The organism is Leisingera sp. M523 (assembly GCF_025141335.1).
In the GTDB taxonomy this organism is placed as follows: Bacteria; Pseudomonadota; Alphaproteobacteria; order Rhodobacterales; family Rhodobacteraceae; genus Leisingera.
The window spans coordinates 3,677,187-3,697,752 of the sequence record NZ_CP081036.1 but is presented as its reverse complement, the minus strand read 5'-3'; the positions used below and the strand labels follow the sequence as shown (position 1 = coordinate 3,697,752).

Sequence of the window (20,566 nt, the reverse complement as noted above, 5' to 3'; positions counted from 1 at the left end):
CTCCTAGGTCTTGATCAGGTTTTTGATGGCATTGCGGATGCGTTCGTCTTCCGCCTGCAGAAAGCTTTGGCCCATTTCATAGGCGCGCTGGACTTCGATCATCCGGGTCACTTCGGAAATCGCATTCACGTTGGAACCTTCGAGAAAGCCTTGCAGCACCTTCGCCTCAAAACTGTCCTCAATCTCGCCGTCGACGCGGAACATCACTCCGTCCTCGCGCACCAGCGTGTGCTGCTCCATCGGCTTGAACAGGCCAAGCTGCCCCAGCAGCCGCCCGTTTGCACTGAGCGAACCATCCGCCCCGACTTCGATCTTGCCGGCATCCGGCGGAACAAAGACCGGCGCGCGGCCTGCATCCAGCACCCGGTATCCATCCATGGTCACCAGATCGCCATCGGCATTGGGGGAGAAGGCACCCGAACGGGTCAGCCTTTCGCCTTGCGGCGTTTCCACCATAAAGAAGGCGTCGCCCTCGATTGCAAAGTCAAAGGAGCCGCCGGTTTTGGTCAGCTGACCCTGCTCCATCGAGGTATTGAAGATATTCGCGCGCGACATTGACAGCGACTGCTGACCGGGCGAGGACTGCACAAATTCTGAGAAGATCAGGCCCTCCTGGCGGTAGCCAGTGGTGGCCGAGTTCGCGATATTGTTGGCAATGACGCGCATTTCCCGCATCAGGCCCGTTTGGCGTGAAAGGGTTGCGTAGCCTGCATTTTCCATTACGAACCTCCGGCAATCATCGGGACAACGTGGCCGTGGAAGAAGGCCACCAGCGTTTGTGTCATGAAGCCCATTGTCATCCAGAACACGACCAGGATCGCTGTCAGTTTGGGCACGAAGGTCAGGGTCATTTCCTGCACCGACGTCAGAGCCTGAAACAGGCCGATGGCCAGACCGACAACCAGTGCAACAACCAGGATCGGCGTCGACATGGTGACGGCGGCCCACAGCGCTTGGCGCAGCGTGTCATAGAAGAGGCTTTCGCTCATCATGGCTTAGACCGGCATCCTCAGGATTTCCTGGTAAGCTTCGACGACCTTGTTGCGCACGGTAACCGCAGTTTCGACTGCCAGTTCGGTCTGCGCCAGGGCCTGCACCAGAGCGTGGGGGTCTGCGCCTGAGGTCATCGCCTGCATTGAGACCTGTTCACTTTGCTGCAAAGTCGCCGCGAAGTTCTCAAAGCTCTCTTTCAGGCGGGGGCCTGCGCCAGTGCCCGCATATTCGGGATCGGCCTTGGTGGCGGGGCGGGCAGCGGCATAGCCGGTTGCGGCGGAAAGACTGCGAATATCCATTCTGGATCTCCAAATGTGTTGATTAACGTCTCAATAGGTCCATGAGTGATGCGGACATCGTGCGTGTCTGCTCGAACATCTTCAGGTTGGCTTCATAGCTGCGCTGGGCTTCACGGGCGTCGGCGATCTCGATCATCAGATCGACATTAGAGCCGTCGTAATGCCCGCTTTCATCAGCCATTGGATGCGAAGGGTCGTAGACTTCTTCCAGATCGCTGCGGTCCAGCGTGACCCGGCCGGTGCGCACATGCTCCACATCGGTTTGCAGTTCGCGCACCGCTTCAAACGGCACCGTTTTGCGCCGGTAGCCCGGGGTGTCAGCGTTGGAGATGTTTTCCGACACGTGGCGCAGACGCGAGGCTTGCGCCTTGAGGCCGCTGGCAGTGACGGAAAGGGCTCTGGAAAATTCACTCATCTCTCATCCTCCCTTAGGTTTTGCCAAGGCTTGCGCGCAGGATATTCATCGAGGATTTGTAGATGGCCAAGGCCCGCTTGTGCTGCCGGGAAACTTCAACGCCTTTCAGAAGTTCGGTTTCGACAGACACTGAGTTGTCATTGGGATCGCTGCCGTCCTCGCTTGAAGTAACGGCCCAGTCCATGCCGTTGCCGGCGGTGCCGTTCAGATGGCTGCCGCGGGTTGCGATCATGCTGCTCGGGCGGGCCCCGGCTGCAAAGACTTCCTTGAATGGCTTGATGTCCTTGGCGTGGTAACCAGGCGTATCGGCGTTGGCGATATTCTGGGATACCAATGCCTGGCGCGTCCCGGCATGAACTGCCATGGCGTGAGAAATTTTGAATACGTTCAGTTCTGTGAACACCAGGGCTTCTCCCTTGATCGATTTCAATCAAGGCTTAACCCCGATTCCTTTAGAAATTGTTTTCAGGACATCAATGGAGGCCGCTGCAATGAAAGCAGAGCTGCAAGCACTGACCCGTCAAATAGCCGGAAAACGCCTGGCAACACAGATGGGCAGGGTTACCGCGATCTCTGGCGGGGAAATCGAAGTCAGCGGTTTGGCTGCTGCCGCGCGGATCGGTGACCGGCTGGTGTTGCGGCGCGGCCCGCAGGACGAGTTGCATGGCGAAGTTCTGAAAATTAGTGGAAATAATATCAGTATGTTGCCTGATAGGGCGCCTGATGGCGCCGCTGTCGGTGATCCGGTGGTGCTGCACCCCTCGCCTGAGTTTTTGCCCAGCGATCACTGGATTGGCAGGGTGATTGATCCCTTTGGGGAGCCGCTGGATGGCCGCCCCTTGTTGCCGGGATCCGCGCCGCGGGATCTGATGGCGTCCCCGCCCAAAGCCGCCGGCAGGCGGCCGATGGGAGAGCGTTTGGCGACCGGGCAGGCGGTATTGAACACGATTCTCCCAATTGTGCGCGGCCAAAGGGTGGGTCTTTTTGCGGGCTCCGGCGTCGGAAAATCGTCGCTGTTGGCAAAACTGGCCAAATGCATGGAAGCGGATGTGGTGGTCATGGCGTTGATCGGGGAACGCGGCCGGGAAGTGAATCACTTTGTCGAACAGGTCCTGGGACCCGATGGCATGCGCCGGGCGGTTGTGGTGGCTGCCACGTCCGATCAGTCCGCGCTGGTCCGGCGCCGCTGCGCTTGGGCCGCCATGACAGTTGCCGAGCATTTTCGCGATCAGGGTAAGAATGTCCTGTTCCTTGCCGACTCGGTTACCCGTTTCGCCGAGGCGCACCGGGAGATTTCAGCCGCTTCGGGCGAAGCACCTGCCTTGCGCGGATACCCACCATCTGTAACTCCGCTGATCACCGGCCTGTGCGAGCGGGCTGGACCTGGCGCAGACGGGCAGGGTGATATCACCGCCATATTCAGCGTCCTGGTGGCCGGTTCCGACATGGATGAGCCGATTGCAGATATTCTTCGCGGTGTTCTGGACGGTCATATTGTATTGAACCGGGAAATCGCCGAACGCGGCAGGTTCCCGGCGATTGACGTCTCACGCTCAGTCTCCCGCAGTCTGCCTGCTGCGGCCACTGCCGACGAAAACACGGCAATCCAGGATGTGCGCAAATTCTTGGGCGCTTATGAACAGTCGGAAGTGATGATCAGGGCCGGTCTCTATGCTGAGGGGAATGATGCGGTGCTGGACAAGGCAGTGAAACTGTGGCCGGAACTGGACGGTTTTTTCGGCCGCGAAGATCCGGAAGGAATCACCAGCAGTTTCAATCGGCTGCTTCTGTTGCTGCGCCGGGCCAAGGCGGGACGGTGAGCGGCGCGTTGGCTTCACCTGCCGTCTGATCATTTGACCGGCGAGTAACTGCGGCGATGGATTTTCTCACAGGGATGCTCCAAATATGCCCTTACTGAGGTATTTACATGCTTCTGTGTTGTAACGGGTCCGCGCGGACATCTGCGTTGGCCTGATGATCTGAAGGCGTTGATTGTTTCTGAGACTTTGGAACCTGAAGCGACCGTAAGTAGCGTGCCTTGGTATAAAAACAGGCGTCCAATCCTTTGCAGGCGTAGCGTTGGGCGGCGCGCTGGGAGCCTTTGCGGTGTTCTGCATGTCCGTCCTGAAGGGCATGAAGTGGGTCGAGCTGAACTCGGCGTTGCTGGAAACGGCGAAACTGACGGTGATGATGATCATCATCATCTGGGGCGTGCTGATCTATGTGCGCTTCCTTGGCTTTGCTGATCTGCCAGGGGCGTTCTCCGACTGGATCACCGCGCTGGAAATGCCGCCGATAGTGATCCTGATCTGCATCCTGCTGGCCTATGCGGTTCTGGGCGTGTTCATGGATGCAATCGGGATGCTGCTGCTGACGCTGCCGGTGGTCTACCCTGCCGGGATGGCGTTGAACGGTGGCGAGAGCGTGGCGGCCGCAGACAGCGCCTTTGGCATGAGCGGCACCATGTGCGCGATCTGGTTCGGCATCCTGGTGGTAACGATGGCCGAATTCTGCCTGATCACCCCGCCGATCGGGCTGAATTGTTTTGTGGTGACCGGCGTGCGCGATGTTCTGAGCGTACAGAATGTTATTAAAGGCGTGACCCCGTTTTTCATCGCCGACGCCGTGACAATCGCGCTGCTGGTCGCCTTCCTGGGAATTGTGCTCTACCTGCCGACCGAGGCGGTAGAGGCCAGCTTCATTGTCAGCAAATTCGCGGATAACCTGCCGCATTATCGGCAGGTGCCTATTCTATGCACGACTGGGCGTCGAATTGGGCTGCACCATGTTGGCGGCATGTGTGGGCAGGGGCACAGTTGCGGGCGGCACCGCGTGCGGTGGCTGATGCGGATCATGCGTCTTGTGCCGATCTGCAAGGCGCCAAAGACCGGCTAAAAACACCCGGAACACAAGATTCACCCATGTTTGCTCAAAGACTTGGCGATCACCCGCCCCAATCAGGCCTGGTGCACTGATGCAACCTGCATTCCCATGCGCCGGGGGCCTTTTTTCGGCCGCAGCCATGGGCTGGCACAGCCGGAAAGTGCTGATCTGGGGGCTATCCGGCACGAGGAACACCGGGTTCTGCATCAAGGCCTTGAAGAAAGCGCTGGCCCGGCGCTGCCCGCCCGGGATATTTAACTCTGATCAGGGTCCACGTCTTGAACCTTCGTGATCTGAATTGTTGGCGGCGGCCAGCGCGCCAGTCCTCGTGTGCAGGGACTGCACTGCCTGCTCGTCAACATTCTCTGCGTCGCCTGCAAGTATCAGATGCACGCTATTTCCGACGGCCAATGTTAAGACTGTGCACCAATCCTGCACATTGCTGGAAGCTGCTTTCCAGGTTCAGCCGAATGGGAGTTCCAGCCCGCAATTCTTGTAGCAGGCTGGAGGAGCTGGAAGCTATCAGGATGGTCTGACAGCAAACAGCCGGTCTTCGCGCGGCAGCAGGGTGCGCAGCGCCTTCAGGCAGCGGTAGTGGTTGTTGCCGATCACTGCGTCTGTTGCCTCGGCAATGGATGCGCGGCTGTCCGGATCTGTGAAGACTTGGCTCAGCTCTTCGATCCGGCGCAGCATTGGCAGACGCTCTTCCTCGGGGTCGGCATCACCGGACAGGATCAATTGCGCCGCATAGCATACCCGGCGCACCGGCGTATTGGCTTCTTCCGGATGGATCGCATCGCGCAGGCGCAGGATGTTGGCATCAGGGGTGACAATGGACAGGCGGCTGCGGCGGTCGCCGTTTTCAATCACCGCGCCATTCACAAGGACACGCTCCTTGGGGGCAAGTTTCAGGACAAGTCCGCTCATATTCAGGATGCTCCGCCACGGAGGCCACGCATGATGGCCGTATTAATTTCTACCAGCGGCCGGACATCGGCCTTGCGTTGAAGCACTTTTCTGGTGTGTTGCCTCGTGAATTCCGCCAGCTCAAACAGGCTGAGTTTGAGTTCATCCGGCAGGGGGTTGCCCGTTGACGCGAGATCAGCGGTAAAAATTGACCAAAGCTTGCGGTTGTCATTCAATGCTGCTGCAAGTTCAGCAAACTCATTACGGCCTTTTTGCGCCGCTGTGATCAGTCGGCGGGTGACGCGGGCGATCACTTCGTATTCGAAATTCTTTGCTGTCCGGGTCGGGGCCTTTGCCGCCGAATAGGCACTCTTCGCCTTCAGAAGGGCATTCACGTGTTTTCCTAACGTATTATTCTTCAGGTTCTCTGAGAGGGGAAGACCGGGGCGCCGTCAGCGCCCCGGTTAGGGCTGTTAACGGAACAGCTGCTGCAATGTGGACGGCGCCTGGTTCGCGATGGTCAGCGACTGGACCGCCAGCTGCTGCTGAGTTTGCAGGGCCTTCAGCCGTGCCGATGCCTCTTCCATGTTGGTGTCGGTCATCGCACTGACACCAGTTTTCAGAGAGTCGGTCAGCTTCGAAACGAAGTCATTTTGGTCCGTGATACGCTTTGAATCCGCACCAAGAGCCGCAGCATCATCAATTGCGTCCGCGATGAGACCGTCGATTTCACCAAGAGCAGTGTTTGCAGTGGCTGAATCAGTGATTGGCGTGAGAACGGTGGCGGTCCAATCAAGGTCGGTCACCATGTCGACAGCGTCCACGCTGATTGTGGTCGCTCCGTCAACAGACCCCAAAACTGTCAATGACGTTGCTGTTCCATCAACGGTGTCTTTCAGAAGGTTGGCACCGTTGAATTCTGCAGATTCAATGATTGCAGTGATCTGTTCCTGCTTTTTGACGATGTCATTTTGAATTTTGGTATGATCAACGTTTTCCGAATTTGCAGAAACAATAAGGGTTTTCATCTCCTTCAGAGCTTCGACGATTTGCTCTGCGCCGGACGAGGCAACGGCAACGGTGGCTTCGCCAAAGTTCAGCGCATCACCTACGGCTTCATAGGCTTCGATGTCTGATTCCATGGATTTTGAGATAGCCCAGACAGCGGAATTATCCTTTGCCATGCCGACCTCTTTACCGGTCGAAATCTGGTTCTGCGTGTCGCTCAGATCGTTGTTTACCGAACGCAGAGTCTGCAGAGCAACCATTGCGCCGTTGTTGGTCAGAATGCTGGTCATAGCTTTTTCCTTTAATTGCGGGGCACTTTAGCCCCAATATTATTTGCCCCGAGGGGCGCTGTGTGACGTCTTTCTGACTGTGCGTTCCGCCGTCCGGCTTCCGCGCCACCCTTCATAAGGTGCAAGGCGACATTGGCGCAGGAGTTGCTAAGGGAGTGCTAATGCCGGGATTTGGTATTTCTAGAATTTTCCCAAAATTGCACTCAGGCCCGTTTTTCAAGCTTGCCGCCGCCTCGGGTGCTATGACGGGCCCGCTTGCCGGCCTGGTCATAGACATCCAATCCCTTGCGGATGCGGCGAGTCTCGGCCATTCGGGCGGCGACGGCACGGATACCGTCCATGGCGCTGTCCAGAAGCTGCTGGTTTCGCGAGACTTTGGTTTGGACTTGCGCCAGAGAGTCGCGTTCAAGCTCTGACACGGAATTCAGCTTGCCGATGACTTTCTCTTTCTTGGTCACAAGATCTTCCAGTTTGCCAAGGTCGCCGGCCATCAGCGCCTTGCGCTCGCGGTCCAGGATCTGATCAAGTTCATCAATGAGCTGTTGAGGTTTCGGGTCACTCATCTTGGGTCTCCTTTAGTGCGTGATAAAGTGATTCAGCCAAACCGATCCCGCCAGAGCGGGCGATCTGCGTGGCCTGTTCGCGAATTAGAAAGCTGGAGAACTGCTCTTCTCCAGCGCCGCCGCCGAAGCCTTCGCTGGCTTCACCGAGCCCTGCGGATTTCAGCATTTCTGCAAGGAAGGAGGCTTCGAGTTCAATTGCGGCCTCCCGCAGGGGGTCGCTAATTGCAGGACGCACCGGGGTAGTTGAAGGTGCGGCCTGAAGCAGGTTTGGCAATAGATCTGACATGTCCGGTTCTCCGGTTGAAAGTCGAATTTCATCGATTTTTCTAAGACTGCGCAGGAACCGGTTAAAATTGCCGTAACCGCTTTGGGGTATGTCTGTCCGGGTCGAGATAGAATGTCTGGAAAACGATCATGAATATGAATTCGATCCTTGGCTTGGAAGCCGGCTCTGCTGGTAAGTCACCGTCCGGTTCTCCGGATGGTTCAAAAAAATCAAACACTTCCAGAGACTTTTCAGATGTTTTGTCTGCTCAGTCCGGCCCTGGCGAGGCGGCGGCCGAACAACAATCAGCTACGGGCGAATCGGTCGAGGCCGAATCTGAACACAGGATGCAGGAGAGTACGGACAAGGGCAGCAAGGAAGGCCAAGGCACACGCATTGCGACAGGGCAGGACGTACCCGAGGGCGGACCGGTTCAGGCAAGCCAAGGCACGCGCGTTGCGACAGGGCAGGACGTACCTGAGGGCGTACCGGTTCAGGCAAGCCAAGGAACTCGCATTGCGACAGGGCAGGACGTACCCGAGGACGTACCGGTTCAGGCAAGCCGAAGCACACTTTTTGAGGTGGAGCGGCAAACATCGGCAAGGAACCCCTTTGGGGTTGAACCAGTACTTTCCGATGCGGAAATGGCTTCAGGGTTGCAAAGTAGTGGAACTTCCTCCGCTGAAGAGGCCGCTGCCGCAGAGACTAAGGTTAAGTCCCCGCACGGCGTCATTACAGCAACTGGAGAAAGAGTTGAGACACGGGCCGCTGAGAAGCAAAGCGGACTGCCGATTGTGAAGGACCCGGGGGCCGGAATTAAGCCCGGAGAAGGTGCACCTGTCGGTGAAGATGATCAGCCAGGCGCCATGACCAAAGCAGCCTCCAGCGCAAGTCCCACTGATCAGGGTGCCGGCGTCAAAGCAGGGGCAGTGATTCATCACGGTCCGTCCGTTGAGGGCAATGTGCAACCTGCTGTGAAGGCAGGGGAAGTTGGAAACACAGAGAAAACGCAGCCTTCAGTGCGTTCAGCAACACAGGCAGCAACAAAAACGCCCGCAGCTGCGCCAGAGAACTCAGCCACAAAGATACAGGGGGATAGTACTGAACCCGGTGTCCGCAGGGTTGATGTCAGGGAAACTGGAAATCGCCCGGAAAACACTGCCCGCGTTTCGCCTGAGACTGCTGCTCAAACAGCTGTCCCAGCCAATGTAAAGGCTCCGGCGGAAAGGGCACAAGTTACCGATGGCACGGGGCAAAGCAAAAACGGAAATGCAATCAGTGCGGCACAGTCGAAATCCCTCGAGACTGGTTCAAGTTCAAGTACCCATACGGTGCCTCAGTCGATGGGTGAAAAGTCTGACAGCATAGCGAAGGCAGGCAATCCGGCTGCGCAAGGAGAAAATCCGGGCATTGCGGTCAACCAGGTTGCTTTGAAGGGGCCGGGTCAAAGGCGTGATCTAGCTTCCACACCTGTTTCGAACGGAAATGGAGCGCAGATTAAAGCGGAACCAGCCGGAATTGAGAATCCGTTAGCCGATCCGTTTAAAGGCAGTGATGTCCGGACGGCTACAGTGCCTGCAGCGCCGCAAATCATTCAGTCGGCAGCTTCTCAGCTGCAGCCTTTGCTTGCTGGCGGGATGACTGCTGGAAAAACATCGGCAGAGCTGTTGTCCAGAACTGATGAGGCGCTGGCCGGATCACTGGCCGGAACACTGGGATTATCCAGCGAAGCGCCCGGATTGACGCAGCTGCTGACGGAAGCCTCAATTGGCTCACATGGGGCGCACCGGCCTGAAACGCCGCGCATGATTGCGGCCCAGATGGCTGAGGCATTTGCTGCCAAAGGCGAGCAAAAGGTTGAGGTGAGTTTGAACCCTCAGGAGTTGGGCCATGTGAAAATGCGCGTGATGGCCAGCGAAACAGGAATCACCATGATCATTCAGACGGAACGTCCGGAAACCGGTGATTTGATGCGCCGGCACATCCATGAACTGGCCGAGGAATTCCGCCGCATGGGATATGAAGATATCTCATTTGAATTCAGCGGCGGACAGGCCGGCACCGGTCACCCCGGCGATGAAGCGGACGGCGGTTCCGGCCTGTCCGGCGGCACAGCAGAGACACGCGGCGCCGATGCGAAGGACGCCGGCGAAGCAGCAACACAAAACCTCCGGCTCGGAACAGCCGGTGTGGACATGAGGGTTTGAACACATGACAACACCAGTTACTTCTACGGGATTCAACGCAGGGCAATCCAATTCGTCGAAGCCGTCGTCGCAGCAGGCTTCCGGTCTGACCTCGGATTTTGATACTTTTGTGAAAATGCTGACCGCGCAGGCGAAAAACCAGGATCCTTTGGAACCGATGGATTCGACTGAATATGCCGCGCAGCTGGCGCAGTTCTCGATGGTCGAGCAACAGACCAAGAGCAACAACCTGCTGGAAGGGCTGCAATCACAGCTTGGCCTGGCGAATATGGCGGCACTTTCAGGCTGGGTCGGGATGGAAGCACGGGCCGTGGCTCCGGGCTACTTTGATGGCAGCAATGAAATCACTATTGCGCCTAACCCGGCGGCTGCCGCGGATTCGGTGACACTGGTCGTACAGGACAAAAACGGCACCGAAGTGCAGCGCGTCGCCCTGCCGGTCTCGGCTGAGCCTTTCCAGTGGAACGGTCTGGATGATGACGGCAACCCGCTAGAGGCGGGGGAATACGCCTTCGTGATCGAAAGCAGCAAAGGCGACGAGTTGCTGCTGCAGGAATATGCCGAGATTTATTTCAAGGTGAACGAAACCCGGATGCAGGGCGGCGAAGTGGGGTTGATCACCGAAGGGGGGTCCGTGGTCCTGGCCTCGTCGGTGAACGCGCTGCGTGATCCTGAGGCTTGATCCAACTGTATGCGACGACGGGAAAACTGTCTAAGAACAGGGCGGCATAACATCGGAGACCGCCCTGCAACCGCTTCCTGACCAGTTCGAACCCCGCTTTTTTGCGCATTTGTCTGCATTGGGTCTTCATGTGCCCGCTCCTAGACGGCTGGCAGGAGGGCGGTCCAATCATGTCTGGCGGGCCGGTGCGCTGGTGATCAAGCTTTATGCAGCCGAAGGCGCCAACCCGCTGTTTGCCAATGATCCGGCCCGCGAGGTTGCTGTGCTGACGGCACTGTCAGGCACCGGCATGGTGCCGCCGCTGGTCCAGACCGGTGAATTTGAAAGCAGGAAGTGGCTGGGCTATGCGCATGTCAACGGCAGTCCCTGGCAGCAGGACACTGGCCATGTGGCACAGCTATTGGGGCGTTTGCACGACCTGGCGCCGCCGCCGGGCTTGCCTTGCGGCGTGAATGGCAGCGCGGCGCTGGAACAGCAAACCGTTGAAATTCTGAGCAGCTGCCGCAATCGCGATCAGCTGGCGGCGCTTCGCCCGTTGGGCCGGGTTCCGCCGTTGTCCCAGCTGGTGCTGATTCATGGCGACCCGGTGCCTGGCAACCTGCTGGCACATGATGGCACGCTGACGCTGATTGACTGGCAATGCCCGCAAATCGGCGACCCGGCAGAGGACCTGGCGTTGTTCCTGTCGCCTGCGATGCAGCTGATGTACCGGGGGGCGCCGCTGTCCAAGGATGAAGAAGACGCCTTTTTGCGCGCCTATCCTGATCCGCGGATTGCCGGGCGGGCCTTGGCGCTGAAGCCTTGGTTCCACTGGCGCATGGCAGCCTATTGCCAGTGGCGGGCCGAACGCGGGGGCGCGCAGGACTTGCAGGCCTCGGGACTGGAGCGCGCGGCGCTTCAGTCCATCAGGCCCAGAACCGCATAGGCCGGAGGCATCAGCATCCGGCGGGCGCGGCCAAACGGAAAGCGTGCCATTTTCTGCACTATGGGTGAGTAGGGCAGTTTGGGCGTGTTCCCCTGAACCAGATCACTCAGCAGCCGTCCGGCATAGCTGCCCATCGCCACGCCATTGCCATGATAGCACAGCCCGGCAAACATGCCGGGGCGCTCCGGCACAGGGCCAATGAAGGGAACTAAGTTGCGCGACAGGCAAACCATGCCTGACCAGCAATGCGTGGATTCCACTTCACGCCATGCCGGGAACATCGCCTCAAAATCCTGCCGCAGGTTACGGCGTATCCCTGCTTCAGCCCGGGCAGAAGCCAGCAGCCCGCCGCGCATTCCAAACAGGAACCGGTTGTCCGGCATCAGCCGGAAGTAATGCAGCAGATTGCGGGTGTCGTAGGCCATTTGATGCGAGAACCAGCCCTGCGCGTCCAGTTCCGCCCGGGTCAGCGGCCGGGTCACCATGACGGTGGATTGTGCAGGCATGTAACGCCCGGCGAGCCAGCCGGGCAGGTCCTCCGAAGAATACCCATTGGTTGCGATGATGACCTTCGATGCCCTCAGGCCCCCTTGTTTAGTCTCTATTATATAGCCTCTGCCTGCCTGTTGTACCGACTGCGCTTCGCTGCGCTGGTACAATTGGGCACCGGCATCCTGCGCGGCCTTGGATAGGCCGAACAGGTATTTGCGCGGATTGAGCGCAAACCCCACCGGTGTTGTCAGCGCCGCATGGAAGCTGCCATTCAGCCCTTTGTCCGCGAGCTGGCCGCGGGTCAGAAATTCCGGTTCCTCTCCCGCCTGACGCAGTGCATCCGCTTCTGCTTGCAGGCGGCGCACTGCCTTTTCGTTGTGCGCCAGCTGGGTTTCGCCACGTGAATGAGTGTCGGCATCGATGCCATGGGTCTGCAGCAGATCGCGAACCAGATGCACCGCGGCTTCCTCGCTGGCGTGATACGTATCAGCCGCAGATATGCCAAAAACCCGCCGCATCGTGTTGCCTGAAAGCTTTGATCCGCCCAAACAGCAGAAACCGCCATTGCGCCCTGATGCGCCCCAACCCGGTGTCTCGGCCTCCAGTACCGCAACGGACGCGCCGCTTTCTGCCAGATGCAGAGCGGCTGACATGCCGGTGAACCCGCCGCCGATGACGGCCACATCGGCGGAGACTTCGCCCTGCAGCACCGGCCAGTCCGGTGCTGCATTGGTTTCATCCCACCAGCAGTTCGTGCGGGGGCCGGGACCGTAGGCGTATTCGGAAAATACCCGGCGCATCAGATACGCTCCGCGGCCTGTTCCTCCCGCTTCTGGCGGGTCATCTGATGTTTGGTCACCAGCGAGGCAGTGATGACTCCAACGGTCACAATGCTGATCATGATCGTCGACAGCGCGTTGATCTCGGGGCTGACGCCTAGACGCACGGCGGAGAAAATCTTGATCGGCAAGGTGGTGGCCGAGGGGCCGGAGGTGAAGGAGGCGATCACCAGATCATCCAGCGACAGGGTAAAGGCCAAGAGCCAGCCGGATATCACCGCGGGTGCGATGATCGGCAGGGTCACCAGCCGGAACGCCTCTGCCGGGGAGCAGCCCAGATCCAGCGCGGCTTCTTCCAGCGACTGGTCGAAGGTCACCAGCCGCGAGGACACCACAACCGAGACATAGCACATGGAGAACGTGGTATGCGCCAGGACGATGGTCAGCACCCCGCGGTCCAGTCCGATGCCGATAAACAAAAGGAGCAGCGACAGGCCGGTGATTACTTCGGGCATCACCAGCGGTGCATAGATCATGCCGGAAAACAGCGTCCGCCCCATGAACCGCCCGCCGCGCACCATCACATAGGCGGCGATAGTGCCCAGCACGGTGGCGATAGTAGAGGAGAACACGGCGACCTTGATGGTCACCCAGGCGGCATTCAGGAACGCCTCGTTCTGCATCAGCTCGCCGTACCACTTGGTCGAAAACCCGGCCCAGACTGTTACCAGCTTGCTTTCGTTGAAACTGAAGATGATCAGGATCACCATTGGGATGTAAAGGAATGCAAAGCCAAGGGTCAGCGATACGGCATTAAACCAGCTCATACGGTTCATTGCTCTGCCTCCTGCTGTTTCTGCTGGTTGCGCTGGAACAGCACAATCGGGATGACGAGAAGGAGCAGCAGAACCACCGCCACCGCGGATGCCACCGGCCAGTCGCGATTGGAGAAAAACTCCTCCCACAGCACCTTGCCGATCATCAGCGTGTCTGATCCGCCCAGCAGTGAGGGAATGACAAATTCACCCAGCACCGGGATGAAGACCAGGAAACTGCCGGCAATGATGCCGGTTTTCGACAAGGGAATTGTCACCAGCCAGAACGCAGACAGACGCGAACAGCCCAGATCCTCGGCGGCTTCTATCAACGATCCGTCCAGCCGTTCCAGTGCCGAATAGACCGGCAGGATCATGAACGGCAGATAGGTGTAGACGATGCCGATGTAGACCGCGGTATTTGTGTTGAGGATGGTAAGCGGCTCGGCAATTATCCCGGTCCACAGCAGAAATTGGTTGAGGAAGCCTTCGTTCGACAGGATCCCCATCCACGCATAAACGCGGATCAGGAACGACGTCCAGAACGGCAGGATCACCAGCATCATCAAGGTGGGCCGCCACTCTGCTGGCGCGCGTGCCATGGCGTAGGCGATCGGATAACCTGCCAGCAGGGTGAAGAAAGTTGAGATTACCGCGATCTTCAGGGAGCTGAGGTAAGCCTTCCAGTACAGGTCATCTTCGGTCAGCCAGATGAAGTTTTCAAAGTCCAGCGCGTCGATCAGTGCTTTGATACCGGTTTCCGGATCAAATTGCGGCACATAGGGCGGGATCGAAATCGCGTAATCCGACAGCGAGATTTTCAGGACGATGGCAAAGGGCACCAGGAACAGCGCCAACAGCCAGGCATAGGGGATGGCAATCAGGACAAAGCGGCGCATCAGTCTGCCAAAAGAACGCCTGCCGTGGCGGTCCATGACAGCCAGACAGTGTCTTCCCAAGTAAAGGCGCGGCGGGCGATGCGGCGGGTGTTTGCGGTCTGCGCCTTGATCACCGCGCCGGTTGGCAGTTCTACGTGGTAGGTGGAGATATTGCCCAGATAAGCGATATCCAGGATCCGGCCTTGAACAGTATTGTCCGCCTTTTCTGGTTTTTCGGCGCTGATCGATACCTTTTCCGGCCGAATTGCCAGCTGACAATTTTGCCCGTCGGAAAGCGGATTCGGGGACTGCACGGTCAGCGGCGCGTGGCCCTCGTGCCAGGACATTGCATAGGTGTCGCTGCCATTGGGTTTTGCAGTGCCTGCAATCAAGTTCACATCGCCAATGAAATCAGCCACATAGACCGAGTTCGGGCTTTCATAGATCCGGTCCGGCGTGGCCACTTGGATGATTTTGCCGTGATCCATCACTGCCACGCGGGAAGCCACAGTCATTGCCTCTTCCTGGTCGTGGGTCACGATCACAAATGTGGTGCCGGTCTTCTCCTGAATATCCATCAGTTCAAACTGGGTTTCCTGGCGCAGCTTCTTGTCGAGCGCGCCCAGCGGCTCATCCAGCAGAAGAAGTTTCGGATGTTTCGCCAGCGACCGCGCCAGGGCGACCCGCTGCCGCTGACCGCCGGAGATCTGATGCGGTTTGCGGCGGGCAAATTGCTCCAGCCGGGTCAGCCGCAGCATCTCGTCGACCCGGTCGTTAATGTCGTGCTTGGGCATCTTTTCGCGCTTCAGGCCAAAGGCGATGTTTTCCCAGACCGACAAATGCGGGAACAGCGCGTAGGACTGGAACATCATGTTCACGGCGCGTTTGTTCGGCGGCACCGGCGCAATATCCTGCCCGGCCAGCCGGATGGTGCCCTCAGACGGGGTTTCAAACCCGGCCAGCATCCGCATCAGCGTGGTCTTGCCGCAACCCGAAGGGCCCAGCAGCGCATAGAACTCTTTTTCGTAGATGCCGATGGTCAAATCGTCGATGGCGGTGAACTCGCCATAGCGTTTGGTGACGTTCTGAAAGTGGATCAAGGGCTTTGCCTCAGGATCATTCCAGGGTTCAAATACGGAAGCAGTCAAGCCGGGCCTCTTCTGCGAAGTGTCGCGCGAATGTCTCGGATGGCCGCGCGTGGGGCAACCCAGGCGCGTCAGGAAATGCGGGGCGGCGGATGCGCCCCGCGGGTCAGGTACGGCTGATCAGGTGCCGGATTTGACCTTGGTCCACATGCGGGTGGCCTTGCGCTGCACTTTCGGCGGGTAGCCTTCCTTGATGTACAGGTTTTTGACGGTCTCGGGGCCAGGATAGATCGCCGGATCGCCGATCACATCCTGTTCCAGGAACTCCTGGCTCGCCTTGTTGCCGTTGGCGTAATAGACATAGTTGGACGCCGCCGCCATGTTATGCGCGTCCATGATGAAATTCAGGAACTTATGGGCACCTTCGGGGTTCGGGGCGTCGACCGGAATTGCCATCTGGTCGAACCACATCAGCGCGCCTTCCTTGGGGGCGTTGAACGCGATCTCGACACCATTTTCCGCCTCGGCTGCGCGGTCGCGCGCCTGCAGAATGTCGCCGGACCAGCCGAAGGCCACGCAGATATCGCCGTTGGCCAGTGCATTGATGTATTCAGAACTGTGGAACTTGGTAATATAAGGGCGGATCGCCTGCAGCACCGGTTCCGCCTTGGCGACCACATCGGCGTCCATGCTGTTGGGGTCTTCACCAATGTATTTCAGCGCCGCCGGGATCATCTCATCCGGGGCGTCCAGGAAATGCACGCCGCAACCGGCCAGCTTTTCCATGTTGGCCGGGTTGAACACCAGCTCCAGCGAGTCGATCGGGGCATCTTCGCCCAGGGCTTCCTTGACCTTGGCGATGTTCACGCCGATGCCGGTGGTGCCCCACATATAGTTGATGGAATACTCATTGCCGGGATCATAGAGGGCGGTGCGTTCTTCGATCGCGTCCCACATGTTGCCGGCATTGGCCAGTTTCGACGGGTCCAGCTTTTGAAAGGCGCCGGCCTGGATCTGGCGCGCCATGAACGATCCGGTCGGCACAACAACGTCATAGCCCGATCCGCCGGCCAGCATCTTGGTTTCCAGAACCTCATTGCTGTCAAAGACATCATAGATCAGGTCAATGCCGGTATCGGCTTCGAATTTTTTCAGCAGGCTTTCGTCAATATAGTCCGACCAATTGTAGACGCGTACCTCTTCCGCAGTAGCAGCGGCGGCCGTGCCAAGGGCAACGACGGCGGTCATGGTCATCGTTTTCAGTGTCATGAATTTCTCCCTGTGCATGCCGGCTTCCGGGTCCGGCTGTGAAAGGATTTGATCAAGTTTTGTCGCGTTCGGCAATACTCTTTATGTTTTCACTTGGCTCCGGATGGTGCAAGCTGGCCAAAACCGAGGAGGAAAACCCCAGGTGACCGAGACCACTTCACCACCCGTTGCGGCACAGGAAAGCCCTGCAAAACCGCCCGCGCATGAGATCGTCTATCAGACACTCAGGTCGCAGATTCTATTTGGCGAACTGGTGCCCGGCCAAGCGGTGACAATCCAGGGGCTGGTGGAGACGCTGGGAGCCGGCATGACACCTGTCCGAGAAGCAATCCGGCGGCTGATATCGGACGGGGCGCTGGTGTTCCAGGGCAACCGCCGCGTATCGGTGCCCTTGTTGGGGCCCGGTGACCTTGAGGAGCTTATTTTTGCCAGAAAAACAATAGAATGCGAACTTGCACGCCGGGCAACAATGCGCATTGCCGCAGCGAGTATCGCGCAGCTGGTGGCCATCGATACTGCGTTGGACAAGGCCATATCGACAGGCGATGTGGCGGGATACCTGGTGCAAAACTACAGCTTTCATACGGCGCTTTATTCCCATGCGGATGCACCTATTCTCAGTGATATCGCCGACCGGCTGTGGCTGCGCTTCGGCCCCTCGCTGCGGGTGGTCAGCGGGCGGCTCGGCACGCAAAGCTTCCCGGACCGTCACAAGGACATACTGGAGGCGCTGCGGCGGCAGGACCCGGAAATGGCCGCATTGGCGATGGAGCGGGACGTCTACGAGGGTATGGAGCATGTGGTTCAGGGGCTGCAGGCTGCAAACTGATTCGATTGACACCTGAGAATTTGATCATATTCTGGTGCCAATCAGTCATTCTCAGGAGCGAGTCCCATGACCGTTATCACCAATCATATGCCGACGGCCGAGCTGCAGGCGCTGGACGCCGCCCATCACATGCACCCGTTCACCGCCAATGGCGAACTGTCGCAGAAGGGCGCCCGCATTATCACCCGCGCCGATGGCGTGCATCTGACCGACAGCGAGGGGAACCGGATCCTGGATGCGATGGCGGGCCTGTGGTGCGTCAACATCGGCTATGGCCGGGACGAGCTGGCCGAGGTCGCCGCCCGTCAGATGCGTGAACTGCCGTATTACAACACCTTCTTTCAAACCACTCATGTTCCGGCCATCGCGCTGGCCGCCAAGATTGCCGAACTGGCGCCGGGTGATCTGAACAATGTGTTCTTTGCCGGTTCCGGCTCCGAGGCCAATGACACCAACATCCGCATGGTGCGTCATTATTGGGCGCTGAAGGGCAAGCCTGCGAAATCGGTCATCATCAGCCGCAAGAATGGATACCACGGCTCCTCGGTCGGCAGCGGTTCCTTGGGCGGGATGAGCGGTATGCATGCCCAGGGCGGTATGCCGATCCCGGATATCCACCATATCAACCAGCCGCATTGGTGGGCTGAGGGCGGCGACATGCCGGAGGAAGAATTCGGCCTGCAGCGTGCGCGCGAACTGGAAGAGGCGATCCTGGAATTGGGTGAAGACCGCATTGCCGCCTTTATTGCGGAGCCGGTGCAGGGGGCAGGCGGGGTGATCGTGCCGCCGGACAGCTACTGGCCGGAAATCCAGCGCATCTGCGACAAATACGAGATCCTGTTGATTGCAGATGAGGTCATCTGCGGTTTCGGGCGCACCGGCAATTGGTTCGGCAGCGAGACCCTGAACATCCGCCCTGACATCATGACAATCGCCAAGGGGCTCAGCTCCGGCTATGCGCCGATCGGCGGCTCGATTGTCAGCGACGAAGTTGCCTCGGTGATTGCGGGGGATGAGTTCAACCACGGCTACACCTATTCCGGCCATCCGGTGGCGGCGGCTGTCGCGCTGGAAAACCTGCGCATCATGGAGGAGGAGAACATCCTTGGCCATGTGCGCGATGTGGCCGCGCCGTATCTCAAACAAAAGTGGGAAGCGCTGGCGGATCATCCGCTGGTAGGAGAGGCCAGGATCGCCGGCATGATGGGTTCCATCGCGCTGACCCCGGACAAAGCGACCCGCGCGGGTTTTGCCGCGGAGGCGGGCACTGTCGGTTATATCTGCCGCGAGCGCTGCTTTGCCAACAACCTGGTGATGCGTCATGTCGGGGACCGGATGATCATTTCGCCGCCGCTTGTGATCACGCCCGCGGAAATCGACGTTCTGATCGAACGCGCCTCCAAATCCTTGGATGAATGCTATGCGGAACTGAAGACGCAGGACTTGCTGCACAGCGCCTGATTCCCCTCCCGGGTACCGCAATGGTGCCGTTTCCATCCGCGACTCATCCCGGCCCGGCAGCAGTGTTGCCGGGCCGTTTTCTTCGGTAGAGGAAAGGAAAAGGTCGTTTTCAGGCTGGTGTTTTGCAGGGTGTGGCGCAAAATGTCCGAGCTGCGTCGCAAAAAGTCCGATGTCGCATGCCGGAACAGGACTAGGGTTCCCTAAGGATGTTCATTTCCGCTTGGGGAGCGGCCGAAGTACGAATTTCGTACACTCGCCATGGAAAGAATATTTTTTTCATACCTAGCGCTTGATAGCTTCGGTGTGATTAACTTCGAATAAGTGCAGAGCAAATCTGCCAGAATGACAAAACTACGGGGAGCCTGCTTTGGCTGATGCGTCAAACGTCGATGCGTTCGTTGAATTCGAACGTGTCCAAAAGAGCTATGATGGCGAAAATCTCGTTGTCAAAGACCTCAACCTCACCATGCCCAAGGGCGAGTTTCTGACAATGCTTGGCCCGTCCGGTTCGGGCAAGACAACCTGCCTGATGATGCTGGCAGGATTTGAAACCGCTACCCATGGCGACATTCGCCTGGGCGGAACGTCAATCAACAACATCCCGCCGCATAAGCGGGGCATCGGCATGGTGTTCCAGAACTATGCGCTGTTCCCGCACATGACGATTGCAGAGAATCTTTCGTTTCCGCTGGAAGTCCGCAAGATGGGCAAGTCCGAGCGCGAAGCCAAGGTGAAGCGTGCGCTGGACATGGTGGAAATGGGCGCTTTTGGCGGCCGCCGCCCGTCGCAGCTTTCGGGCGGTCAGCAGCAGCGGGTCGCCTTGTCCCGCGCGCTGGTGTTTGAACCGGAACTGGTTCTGATGGACGAGCCGCTTGGCGCGCTTGATAAGCAGCTGCGCGAAAAAATGCAGTTCGAAATCACCCATCTGGCGCACAGCCTGGGGATCACCGTGGTCTACGTGACCCACGACCAGACCGAAGCGCTGACAATGTCCGACCGTGTCGCCGTGTTCGACGATGGCCGGATCCAGCAGATCGCGCCGCCGGACCAGCTGTATGAAAGCCCGGATAACAGCTTTGTTGCCCAGTTCATTGGTGAAAACAACACGCTGGAAGGCACCGTCAAGGAAATCAACAACGGTATTGCCCTGGTGCAGCTGGACGATGGCGAACTGATTGACTGCAAACCGGTCAACGTGTCCCGCCCGGGCGAGCGCACCCGCGTGTCGATCCGCCCCGAACGGGTGGAATACAACAAGGAACGCCTGCAGGAAGGTGTTCATACGCTTAAGGCGGAAGTGCTGGAGTTCATTTATATGGGCGACATCTTCCGCACCCGTCTGCGGGTGGCCGGCAATGATGAGTTTATCATCAAGACCCGGAACGCCCCGGACCAAGTCCGTCTTCAGCCCGGTCAGCAGATCGAAATCGGCTGGCTGCCGGAAGACTGCCGCGCGCTGGACGCCTGATCCGCACGCGCAAACCCCCGGCAGACGAATGACCGGGGGGATTCTCACATCTGT

The 20,566-nt window shown here is 58.6% G+C and carries 22 protein-coding genes and 1 pseudogene; 8 read left to right on the top strand and 15 right to left on the bottom strand.

The features are described 5' to 3' along the window. Positions 1–3: 3 nt before the first annotated feature. From K3557_RS18380 to K3557_RS18360, 5 genes are read right to left on the bottom strand one after another with little or no spacing between them, the layout of a single operon-like run. Entirely contained in the window at positions 4–720 is a 717-nt protein-coding gene (locus K3557_RS18380; RefSeq protein ID WP_259988829.1) for a flagellar hook-basal body complex protein, read from the bottom strand. Then, positions 720–992 (bottom strand): flagellar biosynthetic protein FliQ, encoded by a 273-nt coding sequence (locus K3557_RS18375; protein ID WP_027257092.1) that lies wholly within the window; start codon positions 990–992, stop codon positions 720–722. Before K3557_RS18375 ends, K3557_RS18380 begins: the two co-directional genes overlap by 1 nt. Before the next feature lie 3 nt (positions 993–995). Further along, the gene (fliE, locus tag K3557_RS18370; RefSeq protein ID WP_259995575.1) at positions 996–1,292 is read right to left on the bottom strand and encodes a flagellar hook-basal body complex protein FliE; all 297 of its coding nucleotides are present in this window, start codon (positions 1,290–1,292) and stop codon (positions 996–998) included. A gap of 22 nt (positions 1,293–1,314) precedes the next feature. After that, positions 1,315–1,707 carry a flagellar basal body rod protein FlgC gene (gene flgC / locus K3557_RS18365; protein ID WP_024092263.1) on the bottom strand — a complete coding sequence of 131 codons (393 nt, stop codon included), beginning with the start codon at positions 1,705–1,707 and terminating at the stop codon, positions 1,315–1,317. Positions 1,708–1,720: 13 nt separating this feature from the next. Further along, complete coding sequence (locus K3557_RS18360) at positions 1,721–2,110, bottom strand: FlgB family protein (RefSeq protein ID WP_259992714.1); 390 nt, start codon at positions 2,108–2,110, stop codon at positions 1,721–1,723. An 88-nt stretch (positions 2,111–2,198) separates the two neighbouring features. On the opposite strand from K3557_RS18360, the gene K3557_RS18355 reads away from it, so the two are divergent. Together K3557_RS18355 and K3557_RS18350 are read left to right on the top strand one after the other, a co-directional pair. Continuing rightward, entirely contained in the window at positions 2,199–3,527 is a 1,329-nt protein-coding gene (locus tag K3557_RS18355; protein ID WP_259995566.1) for a FliI/YscN family ATPase, read from the top strand. A gap of 262 nt (positions 3,528–3,789) precedes the next feature. After that, positions 3,790–4,392: pseudogene (locus K3557_RS18350) on the top strand (TRAP transporter large permease subunit); the annotation flags it as partial. Between the two features lie 720 nt (positions 4,393–5,112). Here K3557_RS18350 and flbT read toward each other — a convergent pair. From flbT to K3557_RS18325, 5 genes are all read right to left on the bottom strand, one after another. After that, on the bottom strand, positions 5,113–5,517 hold the full coding sequence (flbT, locus tag K3557_RS18345) for a flagellar biosynthesis repressor FlbT (RefSeq protein ID WP_259995565.1): 405 nt from the start codon (positions 5,515–5,517) through the stop codon (positions 5,113–5,115). 2 nt (positions 5,518–5,519) lie between these two features. Beyond that, positions 5,520–5,891 carry a flagellar biosynthesis regulator FlaF gene (gene flaF / locus K3557_RS18340; protein ID WP_259995561.1) on the bottom strand — a complete coding sequence of 124 codons (372 nt, stop codon included), beginning with the start codon at positions 5,889–5,891 and terminating at the stop codon, positions 5,520–5,522. Positions 5,892–5,969: 78 nt separating this feature from the next. After that, positions 5,970–6,794 carry a flagellin gene (locus K3557_RS18335; RefSeq protein ID WP_259995548.1) on the bottom strand — a complete coding sequence of 275 codons (825 nt, stop codon included), beginning with the start codon at positions 6,792–6,794 and terminating at the stop codon, positions 5,970–5,972. Positions 6,795–6,997: 203 nt separating this feature from the next. Continuing rightward, positions 6,998–7,357 carry a flagellar protein FlgN gene (locus K3557_RS18330; RefSeq protein WP_259995538.1) on the bottom strand — a complete coding sequence of 120 codons (360 nt, stop codon included), beginning with the start codon at positions 7,355–7,357 and terminating at the stop codon, positions 6,998–7,000. After that, positions 7,350–7,643 carry a rod-binding protein gene (locus K3557_RS18325; protein ID WP_259988844.1) on the bottom strand — a complete coding sequence of 98 codons (294 nt, stop codon included), beginning with the start codon at positions 7,641–7,643 and terminating at the stop codon, positions 7,350–7,352. The genes K3557_RS18330 and K3557_RS18325 overlap by 8 nt, the downstream gene beginning before the upstream one ends. Before the next feature lie 128 nt (positions 7,644–7,771). Here K3557_RS18325 and K3557_RS18320 point away from each other — a divergent pair, with 128 nt between their 5' ends. The 3 genes from K3557_RS18320 (at position 7,772) to K3557_RS18310 (ending at position 11,436) form a co-directional block, all read left to right on the top strand. Next, positions 7,772–9,829, top strand: a complete 2,058-nt coding sequence (locus K3557_RS18320) for a flagellar hook-length control protein FliK (RefSeq protein WP_259995536.1) — start codon at positions 7,772–7,774, stop codon at positions 9,827–9,829. A gap of 4 nt (positions 9,830–9,833) precedes the next feature. Continuing rightward, entirely contained in the window at positions 9,834–10,511 is a 678-nt protein-coding gene (locus tag K3557_RS18315; RefSeq protein ID WP_259995534.1) for a flagellar hook capping FlgD N-terminal domain-containing protein, read from the top strand. Positions 10,512–10,704: 193 nt separating this feature from the next. After that, the gene (locus tag K3557_RS18310) at positions 10,705–11,436 is read left to right on the top strand and encodes a phosphotransferase (protein WP_409201222.1); all 732 of its coding nucleotides are present in this window, start codon (positions 10,705–10,707) and stop codon (positions 11,434–11,436) included. Here the strand turns inward: K3557_RS18310 and K3557_RS18305 are convergent. From K3557_RS18305 to K3557_RS18285, 5 genes are all read right to left on the bottom strand, one after another. Continuing rightward, the gene (locus tag K3557_RS18305; protein WP_259988851.1) at positions 11,409–12,728 is read right to left on the bottom strand and encodes an FAD-binding oxidoreductase; all 1,320 of its coding nucleotides are present in this window, start codon (positions 12,726–12,728) and stop codon (positions 11,409–11,411) included. The genes K3557_RS18310 and K3557_RS18305 overlap by 28 nt on opposite strands. Then, positions 12,728–13,543, bottom strand: a complete 816-nt coding sequence (locus K3557_RS18300) for an ABC transporter permease (RefSeq protein WP_134830980.1) — start codon at positions 13,541–13,543, stop codon at positions 12,728–12,730. Before K3557_RS18300 ends, K3557_RS18305 begins: the two co-directional genes overlap by 1 nt. Further along, the gene (locus tag K3557_RS18295) at positions 13,540–14,421 is read right to left on the bottom strand and encodes an ABC transporter permease subunit (RefSeq protein WP_259995531.1); all 882 of its coding nucleotides are present in this window, start codon (positions 14,419–14,421) and stop codon (positions 13,540–13,542) included. The genes K3557_RS18300 and K3557_RS18295 overlap by 4 nt, the downstream gene beginning before the upstream one ends. Continuing rightward, entirely contained in the window at positions 14,421–15,548 is a 1,128-nt protein-coding gene (locus K3557_RS18290) for an ABC transporter ATP-binding protein (RefSeq protein ID WP_259988856.1), read from the bottom strand. Before K3557_RS18290 ends, K3557_RS18295 begins: the two co-directional genes overlap by 1 nt. Positions 15,549–15,665: 117 nt before the next feature. After that, positions 15,666–16,754 carry a polyamine ABC transporter substrate-binding protein gene (locus K3557_RS18285; RefSeq protein ID WP_259988858.1) on the bottom strand — a complete coding sequence of 363 codons (1,089 nt, stop codon included), beginning with the start codon at positions 16,752–16,754 and terminating at the stop codon, positions 15,666–15,668. A gap of 142 nt (positions 16,755–16,896) precedes the next feature. On the opposite strand from K3557_RS18285, the gene K3557_RS18280 reads away from it, so the two are divergent. From K3557_RS18280 to K3557_RS18270, 3 genes are all read left to right on the top strand, one after another. Next, positions 16,897–17,583, top strand: a complete 687-nt coding sequence (locus K3557_RS18280; protein ID WP_259995530.1) for a GntR family transcriptional regulator — start codon at positions 16,897–16,899, stop codon at positions 17,581–17,583. A gap of 66 nt (positions 17,584–17,649) precedes the next feature. Beyond that, complete coding sequence (locus tag K3557_RS18275) at positions 17,650–19,044, top strand: aspartate aminotransferase family protein (RefSeq protein ID WP_259995528.1); 1,395 nt, start codon at positions 17,650–17,652, stop codon at positions 19,042–19,044. A gap of 367 nt (positions 19,045–19,411) precedes the next feature. Beyond that, the gene (locus K3557_RS18270) at positions 19,412–20,512 is read left to right on the top strand and encodes an ABC transporter ATP-binding protein (protein ID WP_259995526.1); all 1,101 of its coding nucleotides are present in this window, start codon (positions 19,412–19,414) and stop codon (positions 20,510–20,512) included. Positions 20,513–20,566: the final 54 nt, after the last annotated feature.